The sequence below is a fragment of the Aeromicrobium sp. Leaf289 genome (assembly GCF_001423335.1).
GTDB lineage: Bacteria > Actinomycetota > Actinomycetes > Propionibacteriales > Nocardioidaceae > Aeromicrobium.
Window position 1 is genome coordinate 59,664 of record NZ_LMNK01000005.1, and the last position, 20,425, is coordinate 80,088.

The window sequence follows — 20,425 nt, forward strand, 5'->3', positions numbered from 1 at the left end:
CGCAGCGACGCAGCCGCAGGACGAAAGGCGTCGCGCACGACGAAGCCCCGGGACCAGCAGGTCCCGGGGCTCGCGGTCGAACGGGGTCAGCGCGCGCGGCGCTGCAGACGCTCGAGGTCGAGGATGACCACGGAGCGGGGCTCCAGGCGCAGCCAGCCGCGCGAGGCGAAGTCGGCGAGGGCCTTGTTGACCGTCTCGCGCGAGGCGCCGACGAGCTGGGCCAGCTCCTCCTGCGTGAGGTCGTGGTTGACGTGCACGCCGTCCTCGGCCTTGCGCCCGAAGCGGCTCGCGAGGTCGAGCAGGGCCTTGGCGACACGACCCGGGACGTCGGAGAACACCAGGTCGCCGACGACCTCGTTGGTGCGGCGCAGGCGCCCGGCGAGCTGGTTGAGCAGCGCCATCGCGACCTCGGCGTGGCTCGACAGGACCGGGGTGAGCGCCTCGTGGCTGAGGCTCTGGACCGTCACGTCGGTGACGGAGGTGGCCGTGGCCGAACGCGGTCCGGGGTCGAAGAACGACAGCTCGCCGAACATCTGTCCGGGCCCGAGGATCGCGAGCAGGTTTTCCCGTCCGTCGGGCGACGTGCGCCCGAGCTTGATCTTGCCGTCGGTGACGACGTACAGCTGGTTGCCGTCGTCACCCTCGTTGAAGAGGACCTCGCCACGCTTCAGGCTGAGCGGGGTCATCGAGGCCTCGAGGGCTCCTGCGGCATCGTCGTCGAGACCGGAGAAGAGCGGCGCTTGGCGCAGCACGTCGTCGTTCACAGGCATCCTTATCGGCTGTTGAGTCGGTCACAGTCTGTCCTACCAGGCGCCCGATTGCCACACGCCGGGCCGGTGTCGGTGTCGCCACGTACTCTGGCATCGTGCCGGACGTCGCCCTCGGGGGTTCCCCCAAGCCTCCGACGAGCCTCGTGCGCCGGGCCCGCAAGACCCACCGGGTGCTCGCCGAGACCTATCCGGAGGCAGGCTGCGAGCTCGACTTCGCCACCCCGTTCGAGCTCCTCGTCGCGACCGTGCTGTCGGCTCAGACCACGGATCGGCGGGTCAACGCGGTCACGCCGGTCCTCTTCGCCGCCTACCCCGACGCCACCGCGCTCGCGGCCGCCCCGCGCGAGCACGTCGAGGAGATCATCCGGTCGACGGGCTTCTACCGGGCCAAGACCGACAGCGTCGTCCGGCTCGCCGCGGCCCTGGTCGAGCGGTTCGACGCCGAGGTGCCGCCCCGGCTGCGCGACCTGGTCACGCTGCCCGGGGTGGGACGCAAGACCGCCAACGTGGTGCTGGGCAACGCGTTCGACGTGCCGGGCCTGACCGTCGACACGCACTTCGCGCGGCTCGTGCAGCGCTTCGAGTGGGTCGACCCGGTGACGGCCAAGGACCCGGTCAGGACCGAGCACGCCGTGGCCGCGCTGTTCCCCCGCAAGGACTGGACGATGCTCAGCCACCGCCTCATCTGGCACGGACGCCGCCGCTGCCACGCCCGCAAGCCGGCCTGTGGCGCCTGCCCCGTGGCCCACTGGTGCCCGGCCTTCGGCGCCGGACCCACCGATCCCGTCGAGGCCGAGAAGCTGGTCACCACGCAGGGCCGCGCGTGAGGAGGCTCGCCATCGCCGTCGTCGCGACGGCCCTGCTGCTCACCGCCTGCAGCGACGTCGACACCGGACCGGACAAGCCGACCTTCGGCGGCACGGCCGGTCCCGGCGCCCCCGCCGCAGACCCCGACACCACCGCGGCGCGCGCCGCGGCCCAGGACGCCGGCATCCGCCCGTGCTCCGACCTGCGCCTCGACGACGCCCCCGCCTCCGGTGACGCCGCCCTTCCCGAGCTCGAGCTGGCGTGCCTCGGCGCCGACGGCACGGTCGACCTCTCCCGCCTGCGCGGACCGGCGGTCGTGAACCTGTGGGCCAGCTGGTGCAAGCCCTGCCGCGAGGAGCTCCCGCTGCTCGCCCGGCTCGACGAGCGGACCGGGGACCGGCTCACCGTCGTCGGGATCGACGTGCAGGACAGCGACCCGGAGGCGGCCGTGCGGCTCGCGTCCGACGCCGGCGTCACCTATCCCCAGCTCGTCGACCCGGACTCCACCACGCGCGGTCCGTTGCGCGTCGTCGGCCTGCCGCAGACGGTCTTCGTCGACGCGCAGGGAAGAATGGTCGCCACCGAGCGGGTCCCGTTCACCTCGTACGACGACCTGACCGCCGCCGTCCGTCAGCACCTGGAGGTCCAGCCGTGAGCCCTGAGGCCTCCGCGGGGCGCGCGCCGGCCGACGGCCCCACGCCGTCCGGGCTTCCCGACTGGCTCGTGCCGCTCGCCGACCTGGCCGGCTCGGTGCAGGCCGAGCAGCTGGCACCCCGGTTCCCGCACCCTCCGCCCGACGCCCGACCGGCCGCCGTCCTCATCTGCTTCGCCGACGGTGAGCACGGTCCCGAGCTGCTGCTCACCGAGCGCGCGCCGACGTTGCGCAACCACGCCGGCCAGATCTCCTTCCCGGGCGGGGCGTGCGACCCCGACGACGCCGACGCGGCGGCCACGGCCCTGCGCGAGGCCCAGGAGGAGGTCGGGCTCGACCCCGCCCAGGTCACGGTCTTCGGCACGCTCCCCACGCTCTGGCTGCCGCCCAGCAACTTCGCCGTGACCCCGGTGCTCGGCTACTGGTCGGCGCCGCGTCGGCTCGAGCCGGTCTCGGCGGCCGAGGTGGGGCACGTGATCCACCACCCCCTCCGGCTGCTCGTCGACCCCGACAACCGGTTCAGCGTCGAGCACCCGTCGGGCTGGCGCGGTCCGGCGTTCGAGATCGGCACCGAGATGCCGCTGTGGGGCTTCACCGCCGGCATCATCTCGAGGCTGTTCGAGCGGCTCGGCTGGGCCGAGCCGTGGGACGACACCGTGACCCGCGCCCTGCCCGAGCCCCCGGAGGCGTCGTCATGAGCTCCCTCGACGTCATCATCGCCGTCCTGCTCGTGGCCTACGCGGTCTCGGGGTACGTGCAGGGGTTCGTGGTCAACCTGGTGGCCACCACGGGCCTCGTGGTCGGCGGCGCCGGCGCCATCTGGCTCGTCCCACGCCTGCTCGACCGGCAGGACCCCTCCCTGACCACCTCGCTGCTGGGCCTCGGCATCGTCATCGGCGCGGCCGCCGTCGGGCAGGCCGTCGGCACGTACGTCGGCACCGACCTGCGCGGCGGCCTCAGGGCCTCGCCCCTGCGCGCGGTCGACGCGGTCGGCGGTGCCGCGCTGAGCATGGTCGCGGTCCTCGTCGCGTCCTGGGCGCTCGGCTACGCGGTCAGCGGCACCTCCATCCCGTACCTGGCCAAGGCGTCGCGCGACTCCACCGTGCTGGCCAAGGTCGACTCCGTCATGCCCGGTGCCGCCACCGACACGCTGCGTGCCTTCAGCCGGACCCTCGACGCGAACCTCTTCCCGCGGTACATCGACCCGTTCGCCGACGAGACCATCACGGCCGTCGGACCGCCCGACGACGCCACGCTCTCGCAGCCGGGGGTGCGCGAGGCGTCGCGCAGCGTGGTCAAGATCCTCGGCTCGGCCGAGTGCGGGCGGGGCATCGAGGGGTCGGGGTTCGTGTACGCCCCGGGTCGCGTCATGACCAACGCCCACGTCGTGGCCGGGGTCGACGACCCGACCGTCACGGTCGAGGGCGAGCGGCGCCTCGACGGGCGCGTCGTCGTCTTCGACCCCGAGCTCGACCTCGCCGTGATCGCCACCGACGACCTCGGCGTGCCCGCCCTCGAGCTCGACACCTCCGGTGTGGCCGGCCAGGAGGCGGCTGTGCTGGGCTACCCCGAGAACGGACCCTTCGACGCGCGGGCGGCCCGGATCCGCTCGCAGCTCACGTTGCGCAGCCCCGACATCTACGACCGCGGACAGGTGCTGCGCGAGGCGTTCTCGGTGCGCAGCCTGGTCCGCTCCGGCAACTCCGGCGGACCGCTCGTGAGCACCGACGGCGCGGTGCTCGGCGTCATCTTCGCGGCCTCGGTGTCCGACAGCTCCACCGGCTACGCCGTCACCGCCGAGCAGGCGCAGGACGACGCACGCGAAGGCATCTCCGCCGACCGGGCCGTCGACACCGGGAGGTGTGCCTGATGCGCGGACTGCTGGCCACGGTGGCCGGGCTCGTGGCCGTGGTGGCGCTCGCCGTCGCCCTCCCGGCGGCCTGGACGAGCACCTACGTCGAGGACGAGGAGGGGTTCGTCTCGCTGTCGCGCGACGTGACCGGGACGGCCGCGGTGCGCGACAGTGCCGCGGCCCTCGTGGCCGACCGGCTCGTGGAGCAGGCCGGCCTGCCCTCGCAGGTGGCCGAGTCCGGGCGTCGTCTGCTCGAGGAGGCCGCGGACCGCGCCCTCGCCGACCGCCGCGTCGCCGCCGCCTGGGAGGAGACGCTGCGACGCACGCACGCCGCCCTGCTCGACGACCCGGCCGCCGGCTCGGCCCCCTCGACCGTCCCGCTCGACCTCGCCCCGCTCGCCGCCCTGGTGGCCGACCGCTCCGACGGCCTGGTGCAGGCGCCCGACCAGCTGGTGGTGGAGGTGGCCGGCGGCCCGTCGGGCACCTCGCTGCGTGCCGTCGACGCGAGCCCGCGCCTGGCGCTGGGTGCCGGGGCGGTGGCGGCGATCGCCGCGGCGGTGGCGCTGCTGGCAGCCCGGCGTCGTTCCGTCGTCCTCGTCTGGCTCGGGGTCGGCGCGGCCGTGGCCGCGGGCGCCGACGCCGCCCTCGCGCGGCTCGTGCGTGACCGCGCGGTCTCCGACGCCGGTGCGAGCGGCCTGCAGGCCGACCTGCTCCGCGCCCTGGCCGACGTCGGCGTGACGTCGTTCGACGGGTGGCTCGTCTGGACCGCCCTCGGCGGGGCCGTGGCGGTCGTGCTCGGCGTGGTCGGCGCGCTCGTGGGGCGGCGCGCGTAGCGGCCGGCTCTAGCGTCGGGCCGCGCCGCTTCCCTGGTGCTGGCCCTTGAGCGCCGCGGGGATCTGCTTGGCGGTGGCGATCGTCTTCTGCGGTGCGCGGATCTTCTTCATGAGCCGCACGCCCACCAGGACCAGGACGCCGGCGAGCAGCACGTAGGCGCCGGCCACGATCAGGAAGCACCACGCGGGGTGCAGGCCGGTCATCGACAGCAGGAACGCGAAGGCGATCGAGACCAGGATGATCACCAGCAGCCCGATGAACCCGGCGACGGCGAAGAGTGCCGCGCCCACGCCGCCGGCCTTCGCGCTGACCACGAGCTCGCTCTTGGCCAGGGCGATCTCGGACTGGACGAGCGCGGAGATGTCACGACTGGCGTCGGCGACGAGCCGACCGATCGTGGGCTCGTCCTGCTGCTCCGGCTGGATCGGTCGCACGGGCTCGCGATGACTCATGACGCCACCCCCGTCGAAGGAGCATGGTACGGGGGTGTCGTCATGACGTGTCGGTGATTCGCTCGCTGGCGCTCGCTCATGACGCCACCCCCGTCGAAGGAGCATGGTACGGGCGTGTCGTCATGACGTGTCGGTGCTTCGCTCGCTGGCGCTCGCTCATGGGACGACCCTACCGGCGGTCAGCGGTGTGGCGCGCGGCCACCGGCGGGCCGCGACGACGATCAGGGAGAGGGGTCAGGCGCCGAGGAGGCGCAGCAGCACGCCCGTGAGGGAGGCCCCGGCGACCACCGAGGCAGCGAACACGATGTCGATGCGGGATGAGGAGTCCATGGCTCCAGCCTCCCCGGCCCGGATGAGGAACGGCTGAACGGAACCTGACCCGCTGCTGTCGATCCCTCGCCTCCTGCATGACGTACCAGCACGACGCCCCCGCGCCGGGTGGCGTGGGGGCGTCGTGGCGAGCGTGGACCGGGAGGTCAGTCCTCCTGGTTCTTGCTGTCGCCGATGCCGGCGGAGATGAGGTCCATCACCGACGAGTCGGCCAGGGTGGTGGCGTCGCCGACCTCGCGGTTCTCGGCGACGTCGCGCAGCAGGCGGCGCATGATCTTGCCCGACCGGGTCTTGGGCAGCTCGGGCACGACCATGATCTGGCGCGGCTTGGCGATCGGGCCGATCTCCTTGGCCACGTGGTTGCGCAGCTCGGCGACCACGTCCTCGCCCCCGTCACCCGCGGACTCGCGGAGGATGACGAACGCGCACACGGCCTGGCCGGTGGTCTCGTCGGCGGCACCGACCACGGCCGCCTCGGCGACCTTCGGGTGCGAGACGAGCGCCGACTCGATCTCGGTGGTCGAGAGCCGGTGGCCCGAGACGTTCATGACGTCGTCGACCCGGCCGAGCAGCCAGATGGCGCCGTCGTCGTCCTTCTTGGCGCCGTCGCCGGCGAAGTAGTAGCCCTGGGCCTTGAACCGCGACCAGTAGGTCTCCTCGTAGCGGTCGTCGTCGCCCCAGATGGTGCGGAGCATCGACGGCCACGGCTCGGTGATCACCAGGTAGCCGCCCTCGCCGTTGCCGACGGGGTTGCCGGCGTCGTCGACGACCTCGGCGGTGATGCCGGGGAACGCCGTCATCGCCGATCCCGGCTTGGCGGCGGTGACGCCGGGCAGGGGGGTGATCATGTGGGCGCCGGTCTCGGTCTGCCACCACGTGTCGACGATCGGGGTCGCCCCGGCGCCGATGGTGTCGCGGTACCAGACGTAGGCCTCGGGGTTGATCGACTCACCGACCGTGCCGAGGATCCGCAGGCTCGAGAGGTCGTGCTCGGCGGGGATCTGCTCGCCCCACTTCATGCACGTGCGGATCGCGGTGGGCGCGGTGTAGAAGAGGCTGACCTTCTTGTCGGCGATGATCTCCCACCAGCGGCCCTTGTGCGGGGTGTCGGGGGTGCCCTCGTAGAGCACCTGCGTGGCACCGTTCGCCGTCGGGCCGTACGTGATGTAGGAGTGTCCGGTGATCCAGCCGACGTCGGCGGTGCACCAGTACACGTCGTCGCTCTTGTGGTCGAACGTCGCCCAGAACGTGTACGCCGCCTGGGTCAGGTAGCCGGCCGACGTGTGCAGGATGCCCTTGGGCTTGCCCGTGGTGCCCGACGTGTACATGACGAAGAGCGGGTGCTCGCTGTCGAACTCGGTGAAGCGGTGGTCGGTGGACGACTCGTCGACGACCTCGTGCCACCACACGTCGACGTCACCGTTCCACGGGACGTCCTCGCCGGTGCGGCGGACCACGAGCACGTTCTCGACGGGCGAGGCGTCGCCCAGCTTCGCCAGCGCGTCGTCGACGGCAGGCTTGAGCGCGGAGGCCTTGCCGCGGCGGTAGCCGCCGTCGGCGGTGATGACCAGCTTGGCCTCGCAGTCCTCGACCCGGCTCGCGAGCGCGTCGGAGGAGAAGCCGCCGAAGACGACGGTGTGGACGGCGCCGACGCGTGCCGAGGCGAGCATCGCGATGACGGCCTCGGGGATCATCGGCATGTAGATGGCGATCCGGTCGCCGGCCTCGACGCCGAGCTCCTCGATGGCGTTGGCGGCCTTGGACACCTCGTCCTTGAGCTGGGCGTAGGTCAGGTCGCGCGTGTCGCCGGGCTCGCCGACGAAGTGCAGGGCCACCTTCTCGCCGTCGCCGTTCTCGACGTGGCGGTCGACGCAGTTGTACGCCACGTTCAGCTTCCCGCCCACGAACCACTTCGCGAAGGGCGGGTTGCTCCAGTCGAGCACCTCCTCGAAGTCGGTGCCCCACGTCAGGCGGTGCGCGGCGTCGGCCCAGAAGCCGAGGCGGTCGGCGTCCGCGGACTCGTACACGTCGGCCTTCACGTTGGCCTGCGCGGCCAGGTCGGCGGGGGGCTCGAAGACGCGGTCCTCACGGGACAGGTTGCTGATGCCGTGCTCGCTCACAAGGTTCTCCTCGATCAGGGGGTACGTCTGCATGGTGGCTCAGGTGACAGGGTGCTTCAACTGCGGTTGCGCGGGGGTTGCCCGTTCGCCGGCACCGAGGTCGCTGCACCGGTGCCGTGGTCGCGGTGTCGTCGTGCGGGGTCGGGACGCCCCTGGACACGTCCCGACCCCACCCTTGCGCGTGCGGGGGCCCGGCGCGAACCGGGCCCCCGCGACGTCACTTCTCGGCGCCCGCTCCGGTGAGGGACCGGACCTCGAGCTCGGCGAACCGTGCCTCGCTCTCGGTCTCCTTCGAGGTGACCGTGCCCAGCCAGCCCATGAAGAAGCCGAACGGGATCGAGACGATGCCGGGGTTCTGCAGCGGGAACCAGGCGAAGTCCACCGTCGTGAACAGTGCCGTCTCCGAGCCCGACACCACGGGGCTGAAGACGACCAGCCCCACGGCTGACACGAGTCCGCCGTAGATGCTCCACGTCGCTCCGCGGGTGTTGAACCGCTTCCAGAACAGGTTGTAGAGCAGGGCCGGCAGGTTCGCCGAGGCCGCGACCGCGAAGGCCAGCGCCACCAGGAAGGCGACGTTGAGTTTCTGGCCGGGGATGGCCAGGGCGATCGCGACGCCACCGATGAAGAAGGCCGCGATCCGCGCCACCTTCACCTCCTGCGCCCCGGTGACCTCACCCTTCTTGATCACGTTGGCGTACAGGTCGTGCGCGACCGACGACGCCGACGTCAGCGTCAGGCCGGCGACCACCGCGAGGATCGTCGCGAAGGCGACGGCCGAGATGAGGGCCAGCAGGATGGCGCCACCTGTCGTGCCGGCGCCACCACCGACGGCCTCCGCGAGCAGCGGGGACGCCAGGTTGCCGCCGGACTCGACGATGCGGTCCTTCGCGTCGCCCGTGACGAGCGCCGCGGCACCGAAGCCGAGGACGAGCGTCAGCAGGTAGAAGGTGCCGATGATGCCGATCGCCCAGAGCACCGAGACGCGGGCCTGCTTGGAGGTGGGCACCGTGTAGAAGCGCACCAGGATGTGCGGCAGGCCGGCCGTGCCGAGCACCAGCGCGATGCCGAGCGAGACGAAGTCGATCTTGCTCGTCAGGCTGACGCCGTACTTGAGGCCGGGCTCGAGGAAGGCGCTGCCCTGGCCGCTGTTGTCGGCCGCCTGGCCGAGCAGGTCGGACAGGTTGAAGTTGAACTTCGCGAGCACGAGGGCGGAGATGAGGATCGTGCCGAACATCAGCAGCACGGCCTTGACGATCTGCACCCAGGTGGTGCCCTTCATGCCACCGAACACGACGTACACGATCATCAGCACGCCGACGCCGGCGATGGTGAAGTTCTTCGCCGCCGCGGAGTCGACGCCCAGCAGGAGTGCCACGAGGGCGCCCGCGCCGACCATCTGGGCCAGGAGGTAGAAGATCGACACGACGATCGTCGACGTGGCCGCCGCGGTACGGACGGGCCGCTGCCGCATGCGGTAGGCGAGCTGGTCGGCCATGGTGAAGCGGCCGGAGTTGCGCAGGAGCTCGGCGATGAGCAGCAGCGCCACGAGCCAGGCGACGAGGAACCCGATGGAGTACAGGAAGCCGTCGTAGCCCGAGAGCGCGATGGCGCCGGAGATGCCGAGGAACGAGGCGGCCGACATGTAGTCGCCGCCGATGGCGAAGCCGTTCTGGAGGCCGCTGAAGGACCGTCCACCGGCGTAGTAGTCGGCGGCCGTCTTGGTGTTGCGGCTTGCCCAGAAGGTGATGCCGACGGTCAGGAGGACGACGAGGAGGAACAGCGTCGCCGTGAGGGCCTGGTGGCTGCCGGAGTCCGAGGAGGCGGCGGCGATCAAGGTCTGCGTGCTCACTGGCCGACCTCCTTGTCGAAGCCGACGAGCAGCTCGCCCGCGATGGGATCCATCTCGCGGGCCGAGTAGCGGGCGTACCACCAGGCGATGCCGAAGGTGGTCGCGAACTGCAGCAGGCCGAACAGCAGGGCGATGTTGATGTTGCCGAACACCTTGGTGCCCATGAATCCGGGCGCCCAGTTCGAGCACACGACGTAGAGGAGGTACCAGAGCATGAACGTCACCGTCATCGGGACGACGAACTTCAGGTACCGCCGCCGGAGCTCTGCGAACTCCGGCGTGGAATGGATGCGCTCGTAGGCCGCATGGACCTCGGGCGTGATCTTCTCAGCCACGGGTGGGCACCTCGTCTTCTGCGTGGGGTGGATGTCTGACCGGAGGGAACCGTCGCCGGTGTGACGTGGGTCCCACGGAGCGACGCTAGGGAGCGCGCACACCTGTGCGCCAGGTCACAACGACTCCTGTGCGGTCGGTGCCACGAGGGCTGCGGTGCGCGGCGCGGACGGTGCGACGAGCGGCGGTTCACGCGCGACGAGCGGTGTCGCTCTCTCCCACCCAGGGGTGGATCGTCAGCGAGGTGTCCGTGGTCGAGGATCCACCGATGCAGCCCCTGGTGGTGAGGATCCACCGATGGGGAGGGGTCAGCGCTGGACGTCGATGCGCTCGGGGGTGTGCAGGCGCACCATGGTGCGGGCGACGGTGCTCGGGACGCGGTCGCGCGTGAGCAGCGAGACGCCGATCATGAGACCGAAGCCGACGGGCACGCTCCACATGGCCGGCTGTGCGGCGAGGGTGCCCACCCAGCCGTCGGGACGGGCGGAGATGGCCACCACGGTGCCGAGCAGGGCGCTGAGGCCGCCCCCGGCCATGCCCGCCAGGGCACCCGGCGCCGTGAGCCCGCGCCACCAGATCCCGAGCACGAGCAGCGGGCAGAACGTCGAGGCGGCCAGGGCGAAGGCGAACGTCACCGAGCTCGCGACCGGGATCGGCTCGGCCACGAGGGCGAGGCCCAGCGGCACGAGCACGCAGACGGCCGCCGCGAGGCGCAGCGACGTGATGGGCGAGACCCGCCCGGCCAGCGGGCCGGCCGACGCGAGGCTCTGGCCGACGACGCCGGCGATCGCCATCGTCAGTCCGGAGGACGTGGAGAGGAACGCCGCGAACGCCCCCGCGGTCACGAGGGCCGAGAGCACCTCGCCGAGACCACCGCCGAGCACCCGTCCGGGCAGCTCGAGCACCACGGTGTCCGCCCGCCCGGAGGTCACCAGGTCCGAGGCGTACACCCGGCCGAGGACCCCGTAGACGGTCGGCAGGAGGTAGAAGCCGCCGATCAGTGCCAGCACGATGAGCGTGGTGCGACGCGCCGCATGACCGTCGGGGTTCGTGTAGAAGCGCACCACCACGTGCGGCAGGCCCATCGTGCCGAGGAACGTCGCGATCATCACCGAGTACGTCGTGTAGAGGCCCTGGGCGTCCGTGGTGCCCCACGGCTCGAACCAGGCCTCGGGCGCGACCGGGGACGGGGCGCCGTCGAGCGCCCACGCGCGCAGCAGGAAGACGGCGGGCACGAGGAGGGCGGTCAGCTTGAGCCAGTACTGGAAGGCCTGCACGAAGGTGATGCTCCGCATGCCGCCGGCCACGACGTTGACCACGACGATCGTCGCGACCAGGGCCATCCCCAGCCAGCCGGGTGCGCCGCTGACGGTCCGCAGCGTCAGCCCGGCGCCCTGGAACTGCGGCATCAGGTACAGCCAGCCCACGCCGACCACGAGGAGGGTGGCCGCCCGACGCACCGCCTTCGACTGCAGCCGGACCTGCGCGAAGTCCGGGATCGTGTACGCACCGGAGCGGCGCAGCGGTGCGGCGACGAGCACGAGCAGCAGCAGGTACCCCGCGGTCCAGCCGATCGGGTACCAGAGCACGTCGGGCCCCGAGGCGAGCACGAGCCCGGCGACCCCGAGGAACGAGGCGGCCGAGAGGTACTCGCCGCCGATCGCCGAGCTGTTGAGCGCCGGTGAGACCGAGCGCGACGCCACGTAGAAGTCGCTCGTCGTGCGGCTCACCCGCAGGCCGAAGGCCCCGATGCCGAGCGTGGCGATCGACACGAGCGCCACGGCCGCCACGGCGTAGGACGTGTTCACCGGTGCTCGGCCGCCTCGACGAGGGCGGCGAAGTCGGCCTCGGCGCGCTCGGCCCGCCGCACGTACACCCAGCCGACGAGCAGCAGCGCGGGGTAGACGAGCACGCCGAGGACGATCCACGGCAGCGGCACCGGTCCCACCTGGGTGCGGGCGAGGCCCGGCAGGAGCGTGAAGGCGAGCGGCAGCGACCCGATGCCCACGGCCAGGAGCGTGACGACGGCCAGCGCCGAGCGCAGCTGGGTGCGCACGAGCGAGCGGATGTACACCTCGCCGACGCCGGTCTCCTCGTCGATCTCCTCCCGTGCGCTGCGGCGCACGTGCGCCGGGGCCGTCGACAGCGGGCTCGTGATCCGCACCCGCCCCGACGACGGGGGCTGCTCGGGCGTCGCGTCCACGTCAGCGGCTCCGGTCGTGGATCCGGTCGCGCAGGAGCGGTGTGTGGCGTCGGGAGACCTGCAGCTCGGTGAGCTCGTCGCCGCGGGGCACCACCACGCTGCAGCGGCCGGCCTGCATGCGGACCTCGCGGACGTGTGCGAGGTTCACGGCGATGCTGCGGTGGATGCGCACGAAGCCGGCGTCGGACCAGGCGTCGACGAGGCCGGTCAGGGGGGTGCGCAGCAGGTGGCCGTGGCCGTCGGCGGTGTGCAGACGCACGTAGTCGCCCTGCGCCTCGACGTGCGTGATGGTGGAGCGCCGCACGAAACGGGTCACGCCACCGAGCTCGACGGGGATCGTCTCGTCGGTCTCGGGTGTCGCCTCCCCGACGTCGACGGCCCGCCGGATGCTCTCGCGCAGACGCTCCTCGCGGATGGGCTTGAGGAGGTAGTCGACGGCGCCCAGCTCGAAGGCGTCGACCGCGTGGTTGTCGTGCGCCGTGACGAACACGATCCGCGGCGGCGTGCGGAACTGCCCGACGATGCGGGCCACGTCGATGCCGGACAGGCCCGGCATCGCGACGTCGAGGAACGCGAGGTCGATCCGGTCGGCCTCGAGCTTGCGCAGGGCCTCGGCCCCGGAGCGGGCCGTCTCGACGACGCCGACGCGGTCGTCGCGCCCGAGCAGGTAGACGAGCTCGTCGAGCACGGGCTGCTCGTCGTCGACGACGAGCGCGCGCAGGCCCGGAGCGGGCTCGGCGTGGCGCGTGCCGGCGACGTCGTCCATCCGGGGAGTGTAGAGCGACATCACGTCCGCGCGTCGGGCGAGAACTTCGGGATCCGCAGCGAGACCTTCGTGCCGAGGCCGGGGGCCGTCTCGACCACGATCCCGTGGTCGTTGCCGTAGACGGCGCGCAGGCGCTGGTCGACGTTGGCCAGCCCGATCGACCCGCCGCTCGCCCGACCGGCGAGGGCCTCGCGCACCACGTCGGGGTCGCTGCCCACGCCGTCGTCCTCGATCTCGATGAGACAGGCGGTGCCGACGTCGCGCGCGACGACCGTGATGTGTCCGGGGCCGTCCTTCGGCTCGATGCCGTGGCGCACCGCGTTCTCGACGAGGGGCTGCACCGCCAGGAAGGGCAGGGCGACGTTGAGCACCTCGGGCGCCACGCTCGACGTCACGCGCAGGCGGTCCCCGAAGCGGGCGTTCTCCAGCGCCAGGTACCGCTCGATCGACAGCAGCTCGTCGGCGAGGGTCGTGAAGTCGCCGTGGCGACGGAAGGAGTAGCGCGTGAAGTCCGCGAACTCCAGGAGCAGGCCGCGCGCCCGCTCGGGGTCGGTCCGCACGAACGAGGCGATCGCGCCGAGGGAGTTGTAGATGAAGTGGGGGGAGATCTGGGCCCGCAGGGCGCGCAGCTCGGCCTCCATGAGCGCGGTCCGCGACGCGGCCAGCTCGCTCAGCTCGAGCTGGCTGGACATCCAGCGGGCCACCTCGGTGGTGGCTCGGACGATGCCGGCGGCGGGGTGGCTCGTGAGCACCACGAGCGTGCCGACGACCAGCTCGTCGACCACGAGCGGGGCGACCACCGCGCGGTCGGAGGCCTGGGTACGGCCCTCGGCCAGCACGGCCTCCACGAGGGGCGCGGCCAGGGCGTGGTCGCCCTCGCCCGAGGAGGCGAGCACGCCGGTGCCGTCGGTCAGTGCGGCGGGAGCCCCGCCCAGCAGGGCCCGGACGTGGGGCAGGGCGCCGGCTGCGCCGTCGGCGTCCAGCCCGGCCCGCAGGGCGGGAGCGGCCAGCGAGGCGGTGTGCAGGGTGGCGTAGGTCGCCAGGTCGTCGGGCCCGCCGAGGGCGGCGTCGGGGCGGCGTGACCGGACCCAGACGAGCCCCACGAGCGCCGTCACGATCACGCCGACGACGGCACCGAGCAGCGCATCCATCCCAGGACCGTAGCGCCTGGGTCGCGCAGTGGCGGTCGGTCGCGGTCGGGCTGCGTCGCTGTGGCTGGGCGTCGGGGCGGGGCTGCGTTGCTGCGGCTGGGTCTCGCGGCGGCCTCCGAAAGGCCTCGACGGAGCGGGAGCGTCGGGCTCGTCCGAGCTCCCCCGCTCCCACTCCGCGTTGTGACGACTTCGCGTCGATCTCGCGGCGATCGATCGACTCCAACGCGTCAAGACGCGGGTTTCGGACAGTTCCGGGCCATGCAGACCCCTCCGACCGCCCCGCAAGTGTCCGAAACGGGAGCGGGGGCCCGTCAGTCGCCGAGGCCGCGCGCGGCGAGGGCGTCGCCGACGTCGTGGGCGTGGGCGACCGTGCGCACGGCGAACGGCGCGAGGGTGGCGCGGGGGCTGCGCTCGAGGCCACGGGCCTTCGCGGCCTCGCGGGTCTCGTCGAACAGCGTCATGACGGTGGGGATGGAGGAGATCGCCAGCGAGAAGGCGAGCGCGACGCGTTCGGGATCGACCCCGAGGGGGCGCAGCACGCCCGCGATGCGCACGATCGCGTCGAGCAGGTCGTCGGTGGCGGTCGTCGCGGTGAAGGTCGTGGCGAGCACGACGAGGGTCAGCGTCGTCGCCACGATCTCGACGGCCACCGGCCAGCCCCGCTGCCACGTCTGGAAGGCCGCCAGGACGGCGAGCACGACGAGGAGCGGGCGGATACCCAGGGCCAGCGAGCGCCACGGCACCCCGGCGTGCACGGCCACGCCGGTTGCGAGGCCGAGCGCGACGACCGGTGGCCAGGGCCCGCGCAGGGCCACCACCAGCACGCCGACGACCACGACCCCGAGCAGCTTGCGACCGGTCGGGATCCGGTGCCAGATCGAGTCGCCGGGCACGTGCAGCCCCAGGGGGAGGGCCCGCCTCATCGACGCCGCCTCATCGACGCCGCCTCATCGCCGGGCGCTCTCGACGTAGTGCGCGACGGCGGCCTCCGGGTCGGCGTCGACGCTCACGCGCCCGTCCTCGACCACGAGCGCCCGGTCGCAGCGTCGCGCGAGGGCGAGGTCGTGCGTGACGAGGACGAGCTGCTGGGGCATGGAGAGCAGGCGTTCCTCCACCGCGCGGGCGTTGCGCAGGTCCAGCAGGGTGGTCGGCTCGTCGGCGACCACGACGGACGGCTCGCAGGCGAGCACGCCGGCGAGGGCCAGCATCTGCTGCTGACCGCCCGAGAGCGCGTGGACCGACGTGTCGGCGTGCTCGCCCAGGCCGATGTCGGCGAGCACGGCACGGGCGCGGGCCTCGCGCTCGCGCTTGTCGGGGACGTGACGGCGCAACGACAGCGCCACGTCCTCGAGCACGGTCGGCATCACGAGCTGCGCGGACGGCTGCGTGAACACGAAGCCCACGCGGCGACGCACCGCAGGACCGTCGGTGGCCACGTCGAGCCCGTCGACCCGCACGGTGCCGGTCGACGCCGTGACCAGACCGTTCACCAGCCGCGCGAGCGTGGACTTGCCCGAGCCGTTGGCGCCCACGACGACGACCCGCTGCTCGGTGAGGCACGCGCTGACGTCCCGCAGCAGCGTCACGTGACCGTCGGCGGTGGGTGCCGTGACGGTGACGTCGGTCAGCTCGATCGTCGCCATGGGGTCAGTCTCGCCCAGCCGTCACGGGGTGCTCGCCGGGGTCATCGCCGCGTGAGCAGCTGCGGGAACGCGCGGTGCACGGCGGCGGCCACGACCGCGGCGACGGCGAGCTTGACCAGATCGGCCGGCACGTAGACCGCGGCGCCCTTGAGCGTCGTCCAGAGCGGGGTGTCGGCGTAGAGGGCGATGCCCAGACCGCCGGCGAACCAACAGATCGCCTCGCCGACCAGCCCCCCGACGGCGACGACGGCGGCCGTCACGGCCACGCCGGCGGCCCGGGCGCGCTCGACCGCGAAGCCGACCGCGAGGGCGACGAACGGGAACGACCACAGGTACCCGGCGGTGACGCCGACGAACGGGGCGAGACCCGCCTGGCCGCCGGCGAGCACGGGCAGACCGATCGCGCCCAGGGCCAGGTAGAGCGCGATGGCCAGGAACCCGCGCCGCGCGCCGAGCACCCCGCCGGCCAGGAAGACGGCGAACAGCTGCAGGGTGACCGGCACGCCGTTGACGCCGAAGGGCAGGGCGGCCACCACGGCGCACACCGCGGTGAGGGCGGCGAACACCGCCACGAGCGCGAGGTCGGTGGTGGTGAGGCGGCGTGAGCGCGGCGAGGCGGTGCCGGACTGGGGTGTGCTGGTGCTGGGCATCGTGCGTCCTTCGGCCTGTGGTCAGGGGGGTGACCAGGGGACTGAACAGCGTTCAGGTGAACGCCGTTCAGGTAGTGTGGCACATCCGCGACCCGACCGGGAGGAGAGACCACCGTGGCGAACAGCCTCGACGACGTCGTGGCGGGCTCCCTGCGCGTGCTGGACTCCTACGGCCTGGAGTTCTGCACCATGCGCCGGGTGGCCGCCGAGCTCGGCGTGCAGCCCGGTGCGCTCTACCACCACGTGGCCGACAAGCAGACCCTCCTGGGTCTCATGGCCGACCGGATCGTGGCCGACGTGCAGGTCGACGCGGACCTCGCCGCCACCTCGACCCGGCTGCGCGCCGCGATGCTGGCCGTGCGCGACGGTGCCGAGGTGGTGGCCACGACCGCCGCGTTCCGGCTCGGGGTCTTCGCGCTCGAGGAGGCGCTCGCCGCGCACAGCGACCGCGACGTCGCCCGCACCCTGCTGCTCTACGTCGTGGGGCACACCCAGGCCACCCAGCTGCACCGCCAGGCCGCCGCCGTCGGCATCGTCGAGGCCGACCCCGACCTCGACGCCTCGTTCCAGCGCGGGCTCGCCATCATCCTGCGGTGAGCGCACCGCAGGGCCAGTCCCGCCGAAGCGGCCCCGCCCCACGTCGGCGTTGCTAGCCTGCGCCTGTGCGGATCGCCTTCCTGGGGAACGGGATGACGGGCTACCTCGATGCCCAGTACCGAGCCCTCCATGCCCTCGGCCACGACCTGCTCGTGGTGCAGCCCGGTTCGCCCGACGTGGCCGTGGGCGCCATGCGCGACACCGCGTTCGGCGACCTCGGCATCGGCGAGTACGCCGACCACCTGCTGTGGTCGAGCGAGCCGACCCGTGCCGAGCTGGTCGAGCGGGTCTCCCGCTTCGACCCTGACGCGGTCGTGATGAGCGCGTGGAACTTCTCGCGGTCCTACCGCGCGGTGATGCGTGCGGTCCCGTCGTCGGTCGTGCGCATCCTGGTCATGGACAACCTCTGGCGTGGGGCCCCGCGGCAGTGGCTCGGCCGCGCCGTGAGTCGCTGGTACGTGGCGACGGTGGCCGACGTGGCGATGGTGCCGAGCGAGCGCAGCGAGATCTACGCCCGCATGCTGGGCTTCGGCCCGGGCGACGTGATCCGCGGCTCGCTCACGGCCGACGACGCCGTCTTCCACAGCGCCGAGCGCACGGCCGAGGAGATCGGGTCCCGGCGGCGCTTCCTGTGGTGCGGGCGCCTCGTCGACCACAAGGGCGTGGACGTCCTGGCCGGCGCCTACCGTCGCTACCGAGAGCTCACCGACGAGCCCTGGTCGTTGGACGTCGTCGGCATGGGACCCCAGGCAGACCTGCTGGACGACCTCGAGGGTGTCGTCCGGCACGGCTTCCTCGCCCCGCCGGAGGTGGCCGACCTGATGCGTCGCTCCTCGTGCTTCGTGCTGCCGTCGCACATCGAGCCCTACGGCGTGGTCGTCCACGAGGCCGCGGCGTGCGGCCTGCCCGTGCTCACCACCGACTTCGCCGGTGCTGCCGCCGGGTTCGTGCAGGACGGCGCCAACGGCTGGGTGGTCCCGGCGGGCGACGTCGAGGCGTGGGCCCGCGCGATGGTGCGCACGAGCGAGCTCCCCGCCGAGCGGCTCGCCGCGTTCTCGGACGTGAGCAGGTCGCTCGCCCGTCGCACGACCCCGGCCACCTGGGCCGCGAACCTCGCCGAGCAGGTCGAGCGTCGACGAGCGGCCGGCGGGGGTCGGCTCAGCGTGGGGGCTTGATCCAGAGCGCGGTGTCCCACACCCCGTTGGTGGTCCAGAGACGGCGCCATCCACCGGTGCGCTCGGCGAACTCCGCCCAGGGGGTCGTCGCCGGACGGCTCACGTGCCACGGGGAGCGTGTGGTGGACGGTAGGTAGGTCTCGGCGTTGTCGAGCACCAGCAGGCCGCCCGGTCGCAGCAGGGAGAGCGCGCGCAGAGCGCATCGGTCGCGGTACTCGCCGTCGACGAGCACGAGGCCCAGCGACTCCGGCTCCAGCTCGGGCACCGCGCCGACGTAGGCCGCCTCGTGCTCGGGGGTCTCGTAGCCCAGCTCGTCGAACGGCACGAGGTGCAGGTCGACGTTCGTGATCCGCTCCGTGCGCAGCCTCGCCGCGAGGTCGTCGTGCCAGGCCCGTGCCCCCTCGATCGAGGTCACGGAGGCGAGCCGCTGGGCCAGCCAGAGGGTGGTGCCGCCCGAGCCCCACTCGAGGGCGCGGTCGTCGGGGAGCAGCAGCTCGTCCAGCGCCTCCAGGGCGTCGGCCGTGATCCACGGTGGCTTGTCCGCGCGGCGGGCCGCCCACCGCGTGGACAGCGCGTCGGCGACCGTGCGCGGGAGCGTGCGTGGCCGCAGCTGCAGCGTCGGCGCCAGGTGGCCCGGCCGGCCGGCCGCCCACTGCGGGTGGCGACGACGCCAGACCGATGTCGCCAGGGCGGACGTCACTCTTCCCGGTGGCATGGCAGGAGGATAGGGCAGCGTCGGCAGGTCGGACGTCAGCGGATCGCCTCGACGGCCATCTGCGCGCCGCCCTCCTCCACCCGGTTGTCGAGCCCGTCGAGCTCGGGGTGGTCGCTGCGTCCGAGCTCGGCGCGGGCGACCGACGAGAACCCGGCGCGGGTCAGCTCGGCCGCGAGGGTGGCGTCGTCGTACACGTAGCCCTCGTGGTGGCCGAACGAGGCGATCGGGATCCGGACCCAGTCGAGCGGGTGCTCCACCGTCAGCCCCATCTCCTCGTAGACACGTGCCTCGGCGTCGCCCCGCGGGGACGTGCCCGCGAGGTAGCGGTCGACGTGGGCGCGCAGGTCGGGGGTGACGAAGCGGATGACGCCGCCCGGGCGCAGGCACCGGTGCGCCTCGGCCATGAGGGCGCGGCCGGCCTCGAGCGGCAGGTGCTCGATGACGTTGTCGGAGTAGACGTGGGAGAGGGCGCCGTCCTCGATCGGCCACGGGGCCGTGGCGTCGAGGTAGAGCCGGGTGACCGCGTTGACGTTCGTGACCACCCAGCCCGGCCGGGGCTCGATGCCGCCGATCTCGAGCTTGAACGGACGCGCCGCCGACGCAAGGGCTCGACTCGCCCTCGCGCGGGCGAGCGGGGTGTTGGCGGCCATCACGGCGGGACGGACCACGGATCGGACTCGAGGGTGCACGGATGTCTTCCTAGCGGTCGTGGGAGGTGAGGACGAAGAGACCGTCGACCTGCAGGAGGCGACCGTCCTGGTCGGAGAAACCGGGCTCGAGCTGCTGGAGCCGGTAACCGGCCGAGGCCAGGTCCTGCACGAGCTCGTCGTGCAGCCGCTGGCCGGCGTAGAGCTCGACGAACGACAGCTCCAGCTGCACGGCCCCGAACCGGCCGAGGAGGTGGCCGGCGCCGGCGAGCACCTCGTCCTCGAAGCCTTGCGTGTCGATCTTGAGCAGGGTGCGCGCGGGGTCGATGCCGTGCTCCTGGACGATCGCGGCGACGGTCGTGACGGGCACCGTCTCGCTCGCGACGTAGTCCGACCCGGGTGCCGCGGTGCGGTGCTTGTCGGTCATGGCGCGGATCGAGGAGGAGAAGGAGTTGGCGGAGACGTTGATCCGCGTGCTGCCTGGCTCCGCACCGACCGCCGTGTGGTGCACCGACCACGCCGCGTCCTTGGCCGCCCTGGCGCTGAGCACCGCGTACGCGCCGGCCAACGGCTCGAAGCCGTGGATCGTCCCGCGGAAGCCTGCGCTGCGCAGGAGCGTGGCGAACTGCCCGACGTTGGCTCCGACGTCGAGCACCGTGTCGATGTCGCGCGAGCGGAGGGTCTGGGCGAGGTGCGAGGAGTAGGAGCCGCGACCGATCTGGAGGTCGGCGCGCTGCAGGGCTCGTCGCAGCGCGAGCTTGGCGGTCTCGCGCACGCGGTTGGCGATGGTCTGGTCGGTCACGGGGCTCCCTCGGGCCGGGGTCGGCACCCGTTCAACCGTCGAGCGCTGGGGAGGTTACGTGCGTTCGCGCGGCG

Annotated in this window: 22 protein-coding genes; 7 read left to right on the forward strand and 15 right to left on the reverse strand. The window is 72.8% G+C overall.

The genetic code is table 11. The features are described from left to right. Positions 1–86: 86 nt before the first annotated feature. Positions 87–764 (reverse strand): Crp/Fnr family transcriptional regulator, encoded by a 678-nt coding sequence (locus tag ASF37_RS15050; RefSeq protein WP_055970009.1) that lies wholly within the window; start codon positions 762–764, stop codon positions 87–89. Between the two features lie 101 nt (positions 765–865). Here ASF37_RS15050 and nth point away from each other — a divergent pair, with 101 nt between their 5' ends. From nth to ASF37_RS15075, 5 genes are read left to right on the forward strand one after another with little or no spacing between them, the layout of a single operon-like run. Then, positions 866–1,597 (forward strand): endonuclease III, encoded by a 732-nt coding sequence (gene nth / locus ASF37_RS15055; protein WP_055970006.1) that lies wholly within the window; start codon positions 866–868, stop codon positions 1,595–1,597. After that, positions 1,594–2,232: a TlpA disulfide reductase family protein gene (locus ASF37_RS17270; protein ID WP_056572898.1), complete on the forward strand. Its 639-nt coding sequence runs from the start codon at positions 1,594–1,596 to the stop codon at positions 2,230–2,232. The genes nth and ASF37_RS17270 overlap by 4 nt, the downstream gene beginning before the upstream one ends. After that, complete coding sequence (locus tag ASF37_RS15065; protein ID WP_055970000.1) at positions 2,229–2,927, forward strand: CoA pyrophosphatase; 699 nt, start codon at positions 2,229–2,231, stop codon at positions 2,925–2,927. The genes ASF37_RS17270 and ASF37_RS15065 overlap by 4 nt, the downstream gene beginning before the upstream one ends. After that, positions 2,924–4,099, forward strand: a complete 1,176-nt coding sequence (locus ASF37_RS15070; protein ID WP_055969997.1) for a MarP family serine protease — start codon at positions 2,924–2,926, stop codon at positions 4,097–4,099. The genes ASF37_RS15065 and ASF37_RS15070 overlap by 4 nt, the downstream gene beginning before the upstream one ends. Then, positions 4,099–4,914 (forward strand): hypothetical protein, encoded by an 816-nt coding sequence (locus ASF37_RS15075; protein WP_056581460.1) that lies wholly within the window; start codon positions 4,099–4,101, stop codon positions 4,912–4,914. Before ASF37_RS15070 ends, ASF37_RS15075 begins: the two co-directional genes overlap by 1 nt. A gap of 9 nt (positions 4,915–4,923) precedes the next feature. On the opposite strand, the gene ASF37_RS15080 is transcribed toward ASF37_RS15075, so the two are convergent. From ASF37_RS15080 to ASF37_RS15130, 11 genes are all read right to left on the reverse strand, one after another. Beyond that, complete coding sequence (locus ASF37_RS15080) at positions 4,924–5,367, reverse strand: phage holin family protein (RefSeq protein ID WP_055969992.1); 444 nt, start codon at positions 5,365–5,367, stop codon at positions 4,924–4,926. A 476-nt stretch (positions 5,368–5,843) separates the two neighbouring features. After that, positions 5,844–7,850 (reverse strand): acetate--CoA ligase, encoded by a 2,007-nt coding sequence (gene acs / locus ASF37_RS15085; RefSeq protein WP_200931244.1) that lies wholly within the window; start codon positions 7,848–7,850, stop codon positions 5,844–5,846. A gap of 184 nt (positions 7,851–8,034) precedes the next feature. Next, a complete protein-coding gene (locus tag ASF37_RS15090; RefSeq protein WP_055969731.1) occupies positions 8,035–9,669 on the reverse strand; it encodes a cation acetate symporter in 1,635 nt (544 codons plus the stop codon). After that, positions 9,666–10,004 carry a DUF485 domain-containing protein gene (locus tag ASF37_RS15095; RefSeq protein ID WP_082480128.1) on the reverse strand — a complete coding sequence of 113 codons (339 nt, stop codon included), beginning with the start codon at positions 10,002–10,004 and terminating at the stop codon, positions 9,666–9,668. Before ASF37_RS15095 ends, ASF37_RS15090 begins: the two co-directional genes overlap by 4 nt. A gap of 306 nt (positions 10,005–10,310) precedes the next feature. Further along, positions 10,311–11,810, reverse strand: coding sequence for a cation acetate symporter (locus tag ASF37_RS15100; RefSeq protein WP_055969727.1), 1,500 nt, complete (start codon positions 11,808–11,810; stop codon positions 10,311–10,313). Next, a complete protein-coding gene (locus tag ASF37_RS15105; RefSeq protein WP_055969724.1) occupies positions 11,807–12,205 on the reverse strand; it encodes a hypothetical protein in 399 nt (132 codons plus the stop codon). The genes ASF37_RS15100 and ASF37_RS15105 overlap by 4 nt, the downstream gene beginning before the upstream one ends. Before the next feature lies 1 nt (position 12,206). Beyond that, a complete protein-coding gene (locus ASF37_RS15110) occupies positions 12,207–12,971 on the reverse strand; it encodes a LytTR family DNA-binding domain-containing protein (RefSeq protein ID WP_056573107.1) in 765 nt (254 codons plus the stop codon). Between the two features lie 20 nt (positions 12,972–12,991). Next, positions 12,992–14,122, reverse strand: a complete 1,131-nt coding sequence (locus ASF37_RS15115; RefSeq protein ID WP_055969719.1) for a sensor histidine kinase — start codon at positions 14,120–14,122, stop codon at positions 12,992–12,994. A 311-nt stretch (positions 14,123–14,433) separates the two neighbouring features. After that, on the reverse strand, positions 14,434–15,045 hold the full coding sequence (locus ASF37_RS15120; RefSeq protein WP_056581462.1) for an energy-coupling factor transporter transmembrane protein EcfT: 612 nt from the start codon (positions 15,043–15,045) through the stop codon (positions 14,434–14,436). A gap of 24 nt (positions 15,046–15,069) precedes the next feature. Then, entirely contained in the window at positions 15,070–15,765 is a 696-nt protein-coding gene (locus ASF37_RS15125) for an energy-coupling factor ABC transporter ATP-binding protein (RefSeq protein ID WP_056581463.1), read from the reverse strand. A gap of 41 nt (positions 15,766–15,806) precedes the next feature. After that, the gene (locus ASF37_RS15130) at positions 15,807–16,415 is read right to left on the reverse strand and encodes a biotin transporter BioY (protein WP_055969710.1); all 609 of its coding nucleotides are present in this window, start codon (positions 16,413–16,415) and stop codon (positions 15,807–15,809) included. Between the two features lie 114 nt (positions 16,416–16,529). On the opposite strand from ASF37_RS15130, the gene ASF37_RS15135 reads away from it, so the two are divergent. Both ASF37_RS15135 and ASF37_RS15140 read left to right on the forward strand, forming a co-directional pair. Beyond that, entirely contained in the window at positions 16,530–17,012 is a 483-nt protein-coding gene (locus ASF37_RS15135; protein WP_055969707.1) for a TetR family transcriptional regulator, read from the forward strand. Between the two features lie 65 nt (positions 17,013–17,077). Beyond that, on the forward strand, positions 17,078–18,187 hold the full coding sequence (locus ASF37_RS15140) for a glycosyltransferase family 4 protein (protein WP_055969704.1): 1,110 nt from the start codon (positions 17,078–17,080) through the stop codon (positions 18,185–18,187). On the opposite strand, the gene ASF37_RS15145 is transcribed toward ASF37_RS15140, so the two are convergent. From ASF37_RS15145 to ASF37_RS15155, 3 genes are read right to left on the reverse strand one after another with little or no spacing between them, the layout of a single operon-like run. Then, entirely contained in the window at positions 18,171–18,902 is a 732-nt protein-coding gene (locus ASF37_RS15145; protein WP_156364682.1) for a hypothetical protein, read from the reverse strand. The genes ASF37_RS15140 and ASF37_RS15145 overlap by 17 nt on opposite strands. A gap of 35 nt (positions 18,903–18,937) precedes the next feature. Continuing rightward, positions 18,938–19,570: a methyltransferase domain-containing protein gene (locus ASF37_RS15150; RefSeq protein WP_055969699.1), complete on the reverse strand. Its 633-nt coding sequence runs from the start codon at positions 19,568–19,570 to the stop codon at positions 18,938–18,940. Between the two features lie 31 nt (positions 19,571–19,601). After that, positions 19,602–20,351 (reverse strand): FkbM family methyltransferase, encoded by a 750-nt coding sequence (locus ASF37_RS15155; RefSeq protein ID WP_056581465.1) that lies wholly within the window; start codon positions 20,349–20,351, stop codon positions 19,602–19,604. Positions 20,352–20,425: the final 74 nt, after the last annotated feature.